This is a genomic window from Providencia sp. Marseille-Q8014 (genome assembly GCF_965112055.1).
Genome location: NZ_CBCOPT010000001.1, coordinates 3,430,352 through 3,443,470 on the forward strand (window position 1 = coordinate 3,430,352; position 13,119 = coordinate 3,443,470).

Genomic DNA, 13,119 nt, shown 5'->3' on the forward strand with positions numbered 1-13,119 from the left:
CCTGTAGCCTACTATTTTTTTTGTGATAGAATTCATCTTCCGCCCCTTACTCATAAATCATTTCAAAGGCGATCAATGCTGAATACGCACCCGGTTCTAATGGCCCAGTCGTTCTGACCGGGGTCACATAATAGGTCAGTTTATCTTGTCCAGAAGCTAGCAATATAGGGTTACTTTCTTCACCTAATGGCAAGGTTTGACCTTGGCTATCACTAAGCACTAAGCCTATGCCTTGTGCGCCATTCACTCGCGCATAGTTCGGCATAAACGGAACCGTGGGGGCTAAAAAACGCACTTTGACTGCGGGTTGCGTTGAACTCCAAGCCGTTTGCCCTGTTTGAACATTTTCTAATGACGTTGGTGTTTCTAAACAATCCAGTAACTCAATTTGAAAAGGAATTGGACGCCCTTGCCCCCCCGTGCCTTTAAAATCCGCCGTTTCAGCGTTGCCGAGTAAGACAGATTGATAACTTGAAGTCATTGCTAATCGGCATGGGCTTTCAGTCAATGAACCAGACACATAGAGCACACCATGTTGACCATCGGTATTCCAATTATCGACAGGACGGTACAAAGCACGCTTATTATCATCTGCAAATGCAGATAAGCTACTTGCCCCTGCAAATAAGCAAGCTAAAAGGCTGTTGCGAATATGCTGAGTCAATTTTTGTTGAGTCATGGTTCTCTCCTTTCCATTCATGCCGACAGGCCTGAGATAATCGATTATTTTGTTTCAGTAACAACCTGACAGCTTGATGCCTGACAACGGAAATTCAGCTCTGGACGACCACCGTAATCATTGATATACGTCAGTACCGGTGAGTTACCCAGCTTACTAGCACTTACCCCGAGATTTTCACTCGCAAAAGGCGCAACCATCACTGGCGTAAAATCTTTTGCGTCGGATTTTGCGGTTGCGCCAGCATTAATAATGGTGACGTAGTAAGGCGTTGGGTTCTTCAACATCACCGTTTCACCCTGTTTTTCTAAAGTGAGTTTATCTTGCGCTGGTGCGGCATTTTTCTCAGGAATAATGGCTTTTGGGCGATAAAACAACTTCACTCGAGTTTGTAAAGCAATTTGCAATGTGTTCGGCTTATCGCTTTTGGGTGGAATTTCACGCAAGTTAAAGTAAAACAAACTCTCACGGTCATTAGGCAGCATATTGGCTGCTGGCAATGCTTCAATTTTGACTTGGCTTGATTTACCGGGCTCTAAGCGTTGAACAGGCGGTAATACCACCAGTGGTGAGTTGATTTTTTCGCCTTCTGCGTTTTCCATCCAACCTTGAGCCAAGTAAGGCAACTGCTTATTGTTATTGGAAATATTTAATGAGATGGATTTTTGACCGCCATCATAAATGACGCGGGTGCGATCCATTGATACCGCTGCATGTGCAACCGAAGAACACAGAACAAGACCCGTTAAACTTGCAACAACACTGAGTTGAGTTATCTTTTTCATGCTGTAGTAACCTATTTTTTGTTGCTCGGTTAATCTTCCGAGCAACCTATTTACATTAAAAACCGATTGTTAATCACACTTAACGTTGCGTAATTTCTTGAGGCTGAGTACTCGCAACCACAATAGGGACACAAGGTAATAACAGCGCTTGTTCAAGTGAGCCTAACTGTGCAGGGAAAGTCACTTTACAGGCCTTATTTTCGCCCCATGTCACCGTCATCACATCCCCTGGATTTATACCGCTGATATAAGCACTACCCGCATCCCCGACAATGCCTGTATTTTGGTCTTTGGCATTTTTTACCTGCGCACCAAACGGTGGATGTGAACCATCAGTCAAACTTAGAATCGTCATGGCTTTCTGACCTGATACCACCTCAAAGCGGCGGAAGCCAACCGCTCCTTCGGTCATAGTAGCTTGTACCACGGACTGCTGGGCATCCACGTCATCCGGCAACGCGTTCAAATCAATCTGTGCTTTACTGCGGTAATAGCTGTTCACATCACCGACCACGGCTTTACCAAACATGTTCGAGCTAACGGGTGCACCGAAACCTTTAACGGGAACATCTGCAACACCGTCGGTATCAACGACCATGCGTGTTCCCCCCATGTTGCTCACACGGTGGAACCCGCCCCCTTCAGCTGTCATAGTAAATCCACCTGAAGCGGACAAACCAAATGAGCTATATTGACCATGTTGGTAGCTGGCGTTTGCACTAACACGCGCACTGTCAGCTTGATGATTGACAAACGCACTGGTTGAAGCCCCGTAACGGCTACTCCCCGCACTGACCTGATAAGTAGTACGATCATCGATACGGTCATAATAGGTAGCACGGTTAGTGGTATCATTACGGCTGGTATTTAGTGAGTAACCGACGCTCCCACTATTTCCCCAAGGAAATGACAGCGATAAGTAGGCACTGTCATCATTGACACCGTTGTACACACTGCGGTTAGCCGATAAGTTAACACTGATGTTTTTAATCGAACCGATATCCATGTATTTCGAGAGCATCACGCTATAATAGTCGTTGCTTGGACGATCCCAATAAGTTTGGTGGTTGTAGTTGGCATACAAAGAGATACCAGCGTCGCGGAAGTTTTTGTTAACGGAGATCGTATACAGTTCCTTACTTCCCCCATAACGTACGCCGGTTTCTTTCGCATTCAAGTAATCTGACATTGACATAAAGTCACGTTCAGAGAAGCGATAGCCCGCAAACTGCACTTGGCTATCGTACTGTTCAAAACGCTTTGAATAGTTAACACGGTATGAACCACCACTAATGGTGCTTTCACCGGGTAAACGGGCAAATGATTGTGTCACGTCAAATGACACCGCACCAAAGGCCAGTAAGTCACGACCAATACCCGCTGATAAGGCATTATAGTTTTGGCTATTTAAGCTCCCACCAAACAGTGACCAACCGTTATTAACCCCCCAAGAGAATTCCCCCGTTAAGAAGCTATTCCCTTGACTATGGCGGTCATAATTAGTTGGCTGCCCCAGCGCTAACTTATACTGAATTTGCCCCGGACGAGTCAGATACGGTAGGTTTGCCGTATCGACTTGAAACTCTTGTACAGAACCATCTTCTTCTTTAATCGTGACATCAAGCTTACCGCTAATAGCGTCACTTAGGTCTTGGATCCTAAATGGCCCCGGTGCGACTTGAGTTTCATATAACACACGGCCTTGCTGACTTACCGTCACTGTGGCATTAGTTTTAGCGATCCCTGTCACTTCCGGTGCATAACCACGTAAGCTTGGTGGCATCATATTGTTATCTGAACGCAAACTTGCCCCTGTAAAACGGAAGCTGTCAAACATATTCGATTCAAGATAATCTTCACCCAGCGTCAATTTAGCTCGTAATGTTGGCACCGCGCGATAAGCATAGAAACGGTTCCATTGAAAATCTTTCTGTGTATTTGCATTTCTACCGTTCATATGGCTTAAACGGCCTTGCCAATCTGCACGCAAGCGCCATGCACCTGCGTTAATCCCCACAACGCCATTACCATTCACTTGATAACTGTTGTTACCACCTTTACGGTAAGAGTTATTTGCATTGGCATTGATACTGTAATCAGCCAGAATCGCTGGAATACCATCATCCCAACGCGAGGGAGGATCCCAATTAGGTGCCGTATACTCCATATAGGCTTGTGGAATACTGACATACAGTGATGACGTTGCGAGATCACCGCGGATCTGCATGCCTGGTAGACTTTCAGGGTTTAAACACTGCCCATCATGCCACCACGTTAACTCTTTTAGCGATGAAGAGGTCAAAGCAAGTTGATTAATATATTCAGGCGCTAAACAGGCTACACTGCCTTCCGGATCATTCTCGGGAACATAAAATGGCACACTGATTTCAGGTAATGTTTCATCATTCACTTTCAGTGTTAATGAATAAGTTCCTGGCATAATATGACCAGCGCGCGCAAACTGATTTAAATCAATGTTACTTTTGTCTTCGAGGTCTAATACATCGGTATTAAATTGAATAGCTTCTGCCGCTATAACAGGTAAAGCGACCCCGTGAAGCGCCATCGCAATAATCACGCTCAACAAGCGAGGCTTTGGTAAACAAGCATTGAACAAAGACATAAGTAACATCCCTAAAATTCAGTATCAGGAAGAATCAGCATTTTTATTAGTAGTAGTCGAGCTTAAAACGAATCGCTGTCTGGTATTCGCCTGGACGGAGCGGCGTTTCATCTGATACCAGTCTTAAACCATAATTAAGAATATAATTACCGGGTTTGATATCTTGTTTTGCTGTCGCTAAACCAGGTCTAACTATCTGTCCTGACGCATCTTGCAATGATAGAGCGACACCTTTTGCTGCACCTGAAACGCTGAACCATTCACCATTTGCAGGACCATCAAAAGTGACAGAAAAAGTTTGCCAATTGTCGCCATCTTGGGGAGTTAATTGACAACCAATCAAGGTGATCGAAAAAGGCTGTATAGGTCCATGCCCAACTTGGCGTAACAAACCAATTGGTAAAATACCCATATCAATAGATTGCTCATAAGAGCCTGTATCAATGGCACAAGCGGTATCAACGATGCTACCTTGCATACTCACCTTACCCCAAAGTTCCCCTGGAGCCGCATGTACAGGCATTGCGCCTAATGCACTAACCGACAATAGTGCTGCCTTTAACAGTCCTGTTCGCTTCACGATCACCTCCATTACTGAATAAGTCATGAAGTGCAAAAGCACTTCATGACGTACATACCTTAATTTTTAAAAATTAGTTGTATGCTAAAGTAAAGTTAGTCACCGCAGAGAAGTTGCCTGGGATAACAGTTGCACCAGCAAGGCCTTTCAGAGCAGCTTGGAATTTCAGTTCGTTGCTACCTTGAACATAGTTTTGAGTGCTACCAGCGTTAACATTGATTTGTGCGCTAGAAGAGTTCATGATTTTGACAGCTGCACCCGCTGCATCACCAGTGATTTGCAGTAAACCCGTGTTTGCTGCTTCGCCATCAACGGCTTCTGTACCCGCGAAAGTGATAGTTACTTGGTTATTTTTTTCCAAGTTACAACCTTCCAATTTAATAGAGAAAGGTTGCGCTGAAGATTCACCACCCGCAGCCAAAGTGACGTTAGAAACTTGGCCCAGCTCAACAGTCTGGTTTTCTTCACCTGGCGCGATTGAGCAAGGTGCTTCGATGATTGAACCGTTAAACGTTACAGTACCTGAGCCTGCATCAACAGCTAAAGCCGATGCACTCATTGCGCCAGAAATCAGGGTTGCTAAAATAATCTTTTTCATATTGGTTACGCCTTTACGATGAACACTAAAAAGAGCAAGCTATTAATAAGCTCACTTGGTTAAATAATTAATGGTATTTATTTTTAATAAATAAAAACAAATAGAATACTTTCTGAGAACAGAAAGTATTTTCTTTATTCTCAGTTAAATTTAAAACTTTAAATAACTCAATATTCTTCAGTGAAATATTAATCGACTACGTTAGCATTAGCCGACTAAATTATTCATCTTTGCTGACAGAGCATTCTCACCTTTATAGTAAGGAGCTGGAGGCAAAAATAAATTAATATAATGAGAACTGACATTCTTTTCCATATCATTAATATTAAGATAAACCGAACTGAAGAAATTACTTAAACTACAATCTAACTCATGTAAAATAACAAAGAGTGTATCAACATTAATATTGCAGACCCCTCTTTCATACCGAGATATTTGCTGCTGAGAGACATTTAATTTTTCAGCTAACTGTTTACCCGTCAACCCTCGCTTCTTCCTTAAGCGAAATATCTCTTTTCCTACCGCAGTCATAAAAATACTTTTTGACACTTCTTGTTCCACTATCATATTAGGCTCCCAATTCCTGATACAACTAACTTCATTTATTAAAGCCCGCTTGTACGAAAATGTTTATTGCCTCGCTTTGTTGCAAATAAATTTACTTTACCTGCCACATAAAATCAAACAAGCCAATATCTATCAAGCAGTTATTGATATAAGCTAAATATCCAAATAACGAGTAATCAGAGCACAAAAAATCACATTCCCCTGATACATTCAACATTCTTATTAAGAAGGTACAAATTAGCCCAGAGCTTTATCTTGAAAAAATCCCAAAAAGATTGTTAAATAGATAAATAATTCTGAAATTTACACTTTTTCAGATATTAAGTAATAACACCTAGGTATGATAATGTGAAAAAATTTTATTTCGATAATTAAAATAAAGCAAATACATTAAAATCAAATAGTTATATGACAGCCTGCTTTTTATGTTTCCTTCTTTTTTGGATATTATATTTTGTAATATCTGTAATACAATTTTAATAACACTAATTATTCAACATTAAATGAGATAGAAAACTTATTTTTATTGAACATTTATTTTTTTATTTATATTCTGATAGAATCCTTCTTAATTAAGAAAAATTATCATTAATACCTAATCCACTTTGGAAAAGTCATCATTAAGTGAAGGTGGCTTACTTATTTTCGAGATCTTATTATGAATAAAATCATTCACTATATCGCTTATTTGTCGATAACCTCATCAAGTTTTATCTTTTCACATTCTCTATCAGCAAATGAAAATCAACTTCCTGGGTTATTAAAGTTTGCTAATGAGTATGAAGAAAAAAAACGGTTGAACGGTATTAAGGAGAACCAACCTTATGATGATGAAGAAAGTGGAATTCAATTACCTCAACTAAAACTGAAGATACTCAACCAGAAAATTCAGGCATTAAGTATTAATGAGAGACAGTATAAAATACGAATTCAACAACAAGAGAAAGAGCTATTACAAGCTAAGATGAATAAAATTAATGATGACTTATCAATTTTATTGAACAAGCAAAATATGCAACTAAAGTTACAACAACAAGAAAAACTACAGTCTCAAATAGAAGAATCTCTAAATAAATCCAAAAATGACAATCTCAATTTGAGCAACAATATAAAATTATTAAGTCAAAGACTCGAAGAATCAGAAAAAGCACAAAAAATAGCAATCGAACAAGCGCTATCTCTCAAACAACCCATAGCGGTTGAAAAATTAAAAGGCAGTGAAGCTTTAAAACAAGCTTATGCTGCCGGTATTGCTATTGGCCAAGATGCAATGACTATCCATAAAGAGAATCAATCTTTTGGTCAAGATATGGATAAAAAAGCATATTTAGCCGGTATTACCGATGCTATTGAGGGTCGCTCTTTACTTTCACCAACCGAATTACAGACAGCATTAATTGCCTCTAATTCAGCAGTCACAAAAAATCGTGATGCTAAAAAAGAAGAACAAGCTAAACTGGCAAAAAACTTTTTATCTAATTGGTCAAAACAAAAAGGCGTTGTTTCTGACCCGCTAGGCTATTCCTATAAAATTAACTATGTAGGGCAAGGTAAAATTCAAGAAAACGATACCGTTAGTATTGTTGTAAAAGAGTCATTATTAGATGGTACCGTGGTAAGTGACATGGATTTACAAGACAAATCGCTAACACTCCCTTTAGATAGTTATCCTCCTCTCTTCCAATCAGCAATTAAGCATTTACAAAATCATGGGGAAATCACTTTTATTGTCCCACCTGAATTAGCCTATGGTGATGAAGGTTATCCACCGGCAGTACCGCCTGGAGCATCCATTATGTATACCTTACGTATTGCCGATATAAAACCGACAACAGCACGTTAAGATCAGAAATAGCTATGAGAATATCAATCTTAATTTTTTCTATAATAGTTTCAGTTTTGGTTGTAGGTTGTGGTGATAATGCCTCTCCTGAAAGTTCACAATCAGCCGAAACAGCGTCACCTTCTATTGATGCCAAAAACAGCTTTATGGAAGGCCTAGCCTATTATAACGCTGATCCCCCTAATTACTCACAGGCTGCCAAATATTTTAAACAAGCCGCCGAACATGGTAACCAAGACGCCCAACTTTATTTAGCCGCATTATTTGAATCAGGATTAGGTGTAGAACAATCATGGTCAGAAGCAGTCCATTGGTTTAAAGAAGCCGCTATACAAGGTAACTTACCCGCCCAATATCAATTAGGTTTGATTTATGAAAAGGGGGAAGGAGTCGAGAAATCACGTAGCCAAGCATTGTATTGGCTGACTCTTGCTGCTGAGCAAGGGGACCCAGATGCACAGCACCAATTAGGTTGGCTATATATGGAAGAAAATGAAAGCAATCAAACCTCACAACAATCTGCCATGAAATGGTTTAAAGCCGCCGCTGAGCAAGGGCATGCATCCGCACAAAATATGCTAGGCTGGTTATATGAAAATGGTGCAGATGGGCAACCGAATATCAGTGAAGCATTAAAATGGTATCAAGCAGCGGCAAACCAAGATAATCCATATGCATTAAATAACCTAGGGTGGTTTTATTGGGAAGGTAAATCAGGGATCACTGATAAAGAAAAAGCATTGAACTACTTTATTCAGGCCGCAGAGTTAGGTGATAAAGATGCACAATTAAACCTTGGCTTAATTTATTATCAAGGTGATGGGATTCCTGCTTCAATTGAAAAAGCTCAAAAATGGTTTATGCGCTCAGCAGAGCAAGGTAATGCTTATGCACAATATAATTTAGGGTGGTTAATGCAAAAAGGTGAAGTAGAAAATGCTTCACCCTATGCCGCACGCTACTATTTTGAGCTGGCTTGTAAGGGGGGTTTAGAAAAAGCTTGTTTAGAATTGGAAAGGCAAAGCTCTACCCATTTTTAGAATCTATAGCCGTGAGTTTAAATGGGCTCACGGTCTCCCTCTTTCTACATTGATTCCGTTTACTTCTTATACCTACTCCGTATATCACCATAAAATCCTAATATTCGTTCTTTAGAATGATAGTCACTATCCGTAATTTCACACTAAAATCGACCGTGATTTAACCTTTATTTAACAAATATCATAAAATAATATTCATTATTGACCGAGGTGCTAATATGAGCGAATCGCTGCACACACAAGATGTCAATGCTCCACCTTCTACCGTTGTTCTAAAATCCTCATTAAGTTTATTGCTTGCGATTATTATTTTTTCCGCTATTGCACCCGGTATTCTAATGACGGCTCCCGCTGTTGCAGCACAACTGGGCTTACAATGGCATTTATCTGCTGACAAAATCGGTTATTTATTTTCAGCAGAGCTAGGTGCAATGAGCTTTGCCACTATTCCCGCATGGTATTGGATCAACCGCATTAGCTGGCAAAAAATAGCGATTATCTCAGCAATCATTTTTATTATTGGTAACTTAATTTCTGCATTCGCAACCACCTACACCGTTTTACTGATTATTCGTTTTATTGCATCATTTGCAGGTGGAACGCTGATGATCTTATGCATATCAAGCGCTGGCAAAACAGAAAACCCAAGCCGAATGTATGCTTTTTGGGTACTTGGACAACTCGCATTAGGGAGTATAGGACTGCTTGTTTTACCACCTTTATTTGAACTATACGGGCTACGTATTGTTTACTTTATACTTGCGGCTTGTATGCTCCTTTCTTTTCCTCTTATTCGTGCATTTCCCAATGTCATAATGAGCGAAGAGCAACATCAATCAACACCCGTCAATTTAAAAAGTACATTCGCGAATAAAGCGATCGCCATTTTAGCCGTATTGATTTTTTATATTTTTTTGAGCCAAGTTTGGACCTTTATAGGCGTATTTGGTCAGAACAGTGGATTAAATGCTGAAGAAAATGGCCAAGTTTTGGCAATTGCGACGATTTTAGGCATGATTGGAGCAATTATCGCGGCTGTTATTTCTACCCGCTTTAAAACCAGCAAATTAGTTTTGCTAGGATATGCACTATTAGTGATAAGCGTTCTTCTATTAATTGCCTCACCGACTGTAGTACGATTTGTCATAGCCGCGCTATTATTTAAATTCACGTGGACATTTGTACTCCCATTTATTATGGGGGCGGTATCTCAGCTAGATACCAGCGGTAGGTTAATGAACAACATGAATTTAGTCATTGGTGGAGGGATGGCGATTGGGCCTGCTATTGGTGGATATATAATAGCGAACTCGACAAACATGATGCCATTTATCAGTTTTGCTATCTTATGTATTCTATGTTCATTGGTTTTAGCTGCTTATTTTATGGTGCGTTCAAAGCCATGACATTTAAATAAATGACATAAGGACTTAGGTATTAGCCTCCTAAATATCAAAGTCCTTAATAATAAAGAATAAAATACCAAATTAGATATTCAATAGATCGAGAACACAGCTATTCTCTGATGACTCTATATAATATCAATCTCACAAAATCACGAATGCGGCTAGTCAGGAGATAGACGAATATTCAGTTTTATCAGCCGTATAAAGTACTTTAATAACTTTTTGATAAATCATACTTCAGCTGAGAATATCAGGTTATTTTAATAGGTTATACCTATTAAAATATTTCGTTTTCCTAAATGTAACTCAGTATTATATGATGCTAGATACCGTTTACTTAAAGAAAATAAATGACATTATTTACCTTAAGTCCTCATCAGATTAATGACCGATAGATAGACCATCAAGATAACAGATTTTAATGCACAAAGATTTTCACTAAAAAAAAACCATTTCTACAACACAAATATACAGTAACCAAAAGTTAATAAATAATTGTGATTGTAGAAATAGCAATATAGACAAAAAATTAAACTTAAGAATATAGTATCGCTATTAAAGCTAAACCTGGGAGGAACAAGCTATTTATACAGCGAGTATAATCTAAATTTAACCAACATATTTAAATCGTCGTTACACCTAATTCGTGTTCAATATTATTCTAGCACTTTCAAAATTTCAATACTGAAAAGGTGCCTAATTCAATATATAAATTTAAAAAACACATCAAACAAAAAATCAAAAGCCAATAAAATCAATGCATTAAACAAAATCAAATAATAAAAAAAGCAATAAAAGCAGGCCTTAACGCAAATAAAAAAGTGCCATTTAAGACTAATCCCAACAAAATAGATAAAAAAACAGTAGAAAAATCCAATAAAAACTCAACCAGCAAAATTTACAACATTAAAATTATAAAAAAACATAATAAAAAATTAAAGAAAGCCAGAGAACAATAAAAATACAGATTTAAAACCCAAAACACAATTTTTTTTAGATTACTGGTGAATTTTTATAGAACCATTTATCAAAAATAAACAGCAAAATTAAATCTAACTTATATTGTTTATAAGTTAGATTTGATGTTTAAATTGGCTCTAAAGTTAAAAAATTGATTTTTAAGAAAAGGAAATGGATAGCTATAGAAGCTACGAGAATAAAAATGATAATCTCAATATTATTTTTCTATATAACGATAAAATGATTACTCTGGCAAGTACAGTCGCTTAGCCCATATAACAAACCATGCATTTAACTAATATTATCCCTTACTCAAATACCAATAGCTAAAGGTGCCACTAGCAAAACACAATTTAGGAACTGAGAGCCTATTATTTGGCTTTTAGATGATAGTTTAATCAATTTTCTTTTCTCATGGTTAGGCAACAATAAAATAGCCTGAATTTAATGGAGATATAGAGATCCCCATTAATGCACACTGTATTGACTGAGATTCCTAACCATTGAGTCAGTCGCTAGAAATACTACACCTTAACAAAATTGCTGAAATTTGAAGTATGACGAGCATATACTAAAATCAAACACTATGATTAGGGCTGTTTCTGTATTGTTTGCTACCTAATATATAACCGAAATAAATAACCATAAATCCAACGACAACACTCAATATTAAATATACGACGCCAGTCCATACATATTGAGGATATTTTATTATCTCTACTGCACCGTACACAAAACTAGAAAATGTAGACAGCCCTCCCATCACGCCTGTGGCAAAAAAAGCATTCATTGATTGGCCAATGCGTTTACTGGTGAGTAGCCCTGCAACAATACCCAATAAAAACGAAGCACTAATATTGGCGATAAAGATATCTAAAGGGAACTGGTCTGCCATTTTCGGTACAGAAATCATTAATAGCTCGCGAAAAATTGCGCCAATAGCACCACCGATAAAAACTAAGATTGCAATATTCATATTCTTATCCTTTAGTTAATCAACCATGCGCCAAAAAACGCAGCAATCAGACCCGCAATAATTGACAGTAATAAATAAAGCAACGCTAACATTTTTTGTTTAGTTTGTGTCAGCTTTAACGCATCAAGCTGCATACTACTAAATGTTGTATAACCGCCTAATAGGCCAGTTAATATGGCTGATTGTAAGAATGAGCCATAACGGTCATCCCAATCTAACAAAAAATAACTGCTTAAAAAACCGATTATAAAAGCACCTGACACATTAATAATGAATGTCGATAAAGGAAACTTACCGTGGTATTTTTCACCGACTAAACGCCCAATCCACCAGCGTAATAATGAACCGATTCCACCACCAGCACCGACTAACGCTATATCAAAAGCAACCATATTGAGTGCCCCAATTTATTTAATTTAAAATATCATTGTCATACTTCAAGTAGAGGATATTTCCCAAACTGACGTACATACCTTTTCTAATAACATTTTATTATGACTAAAAATAATCATTGCTAATGGCCTTTCTTGTGATAATTCAATCAGAAATTGCCAAATATCTTTTTGCAAATGCGCATCAAGCTGCGCGGTTATTTCATCGGCGATTAATACTTTAGTGCGGGGATCAAGTGCTCTTAATAGCGCAATACGTGCAAGTTCTCCACCCGAAAGCTCACTCGGGCGTCTTTCTAACCATTCTGCTTTAATTGACAAACGTTCAAGATATTCCGCGACTGGTTCCCATGCATCATTGACACTCGAGCCAACCGTTCGGTATGGATTAAAACTTTTCTCTGGATGTTGAGGTACCAACTGTATTGGACAATAACCTGTTGCCGGTAATGGCTTACCTTCAAATAAAATTGAACCATTAGAGGGCGCTTGCCATTGCGCTAATACTCGACCTAACGTGGTTTTACCAAAACCACTTGGTGCAGAAAATCCTAAGCGCTCATTATTATGTAAGCAAAAAGAAAGGTCGCTCCATAGTGTATTCCCTCCCTGAGTGATACGTATATTTTTTACTTCTAACATCCCCCCTCCTCCTTACACTCAAAAATAA

12 protein-coding genes are annotated in these 13,119 nt (G+C 38.5%); 3 read left to right on the forward strand and 9 right to left on the reverse strand.

All coding sequences use genetic code 11. The features are described from left to right. Nucleotides 1–46 precede the first annotated feature (46 nt). The 6 genes from ACWPW6_RS15200 to ACWPW6_RS15225 all read right to left on the reverse strand — a co-directional run bounded on the left by ACWPW6_RS15200 (nucleotide 47) and on the right by ACWPW6_RS15225 (nucleotide 5,832). Nucleotides 47–679: a fimbrial protein gene (locus tag ACWPW6_RS15200; protein ID WP_249999297.1), complete on the reverse strand. Its 633-nt coding sequence runs from the start codon at nucleotides 677–679 to the stop codon at nucleotides 47–49. A 44-nt stretch (nucleotides 680–723) separates the two neighbouring features. Then, nucleotides 724–1,464 carry a fimbria/pilus periplasmic chaperone gene (locus ACWPW6_RS15205; protein WP_163862914.1) on the reverse strand — a complete coding sequence of 247 codons (741 nt, stop codon included), beginning with the start codon at nucleotides 1,462–1,464 and terminating at the stop codon, nucleotides 724–726. A 79-nt stretch (nucleotides 1,465–1,543) separates the two neighbouring features. Further along, complete coding sequence (locus ACWPW6_RS15210) at nucleotides 1,544–4,096, reverse strand: outer membrane usher protein (RefSeq protein ID WP_249999298.1); 2,553 nt, start codon at nucleotides 4,094–4,096, stop codon at nucleotides 1,544–1,546. 37 nt (nucleotides 4,097–4,133) lie between these two features. After that, nucleotides 4,134–4,679, reverse strand: coding sequence for a fimbrial protein (locus tag ACWPW6_RS15215; protein WP_154622313.1), 546 nt, complete (start codon nucleotides 4,677–4,679; stop codon nucleotides 4,134–4,136). 61 nt (nucleotides 4,680–4,740) lie between these two features. Next, the gene (locus tag ACWPW6_RS15220; RefSeq protein ID WP_154622312.1) at nucleotides 4,741–5,265 is read right to left on the reverse strand and encodes a fimbrial protein; all 525 of its coding nucleotides are present in this window, start codon (nucleotides 5,263–5,265) and stop codon (nucleotides 4,741–4,743) included. A gap of 207 nt (nucleotides 5,266–5,472) precedes the next feature. Beyond that, a complete protein-coding gene (locus ACWPW6_RS15225; protein WP_196713600.1) occupies nucleotides 5,473–5,832 on the reverse strand; it encodes a helix-turn-helix domain-containing protein in 360 nt (119 codons plus the stop codon). 658 nt (nucleotides 5,833–6,490) lie between these two features. On the opposite strand from ACWPW6_RS15225, the gene ACWPW6_RS15230 reads away from it, so the two are divergent. From ACWPW6_RS15230 to ACWPW6_RS15240, 3 genes are all read left to right on the forward strand, one after another. Then, a complete protein-coding gene (locus ACWPW6_RS15230; RefSeq protein WP_154622579.1) occupies nucleotides 6,491–7,675 on the forward strand; it encodes an FKBP-type peptidyl-prolyl cis-trans isomerase N-terminal domain-containing protein in 1,185 nt (394 codons plus the stop codon). Between the two features lie 14 nt (nucleotides 7,676–7,689). Continuing rightward, entirely contained in the window at nucleotides 7,690–8,715 is a 1,026-nt protein-coding gene (locus tag ACWPW6_RS15235) for a tetratricopeptide repeat protein (protein WP_196713601.1), read from the forward strand. A 218-nt stretch (nucleotides 8,716–8,933) separates the two neighbouring features. Then, the gene (locus ACWPW6_RS15240; protein ID WP_196713602.1) at nucleotides 8,934–10,121 is read left to right on the forward strand and encodes an MFS transporter; all 1,188 of its coding nucleotides are present in this window, start codon (nucleotides 8,934–8,936) and stop codon (nucleotides 10,119–10,121) included. Nucleotides 10,122–11,658: 1,537 nt separating this feature from the next. Here ACWPW6_RS15240 and ACWPW6_RS15245 read toward each other — a convergent pair. The 3 genes from ACWPW6_RS15245 to ACWPW6_RS15255 are packed head-to-tail and all read right to left on the reverse strand — an operon-like array spanning nucleotide 11,659 to nucleotide 13,091. After that, nucleotides 11,659–12,057, reverse strand: coding sequence for a CrcB family protein (locus ACWPW6_RS15245; protein ID WP_196713603.1), 399 nt, complete (start codon nucleotides 12,055–12,057; stop codon nucleotides 11,659–11,661). Between the two features lie 11 nt (nucleotides 12,058–12,068). After that, entirely contained in the window at nucleotides 12,069–12,449 is a 381-nt protein-coding gene (crcB, locus tag ACWPW6_RS15250) for a fluoride efflux transporter CrcB (protein WP_154622752.1), read from the reverse strand. 45 nt (nucleotides 12,450–12,494) lie between these two features. After that, nucleotides 12,495–13,091 (reverse strand): ATP-binding cassette domain-containing protein, encoded by a 597-nt coding sequence (locus ACWPW6_RS15255; RefSeq protein WP_163862927.1) that lies wholly within the window; start codon nucleotides 13,089–13,091, stop codon nucleotides 12,495–12,497. Between the last annotated feature and the right edge of the window lie 28 nt (nucleotides 13,092–13,119).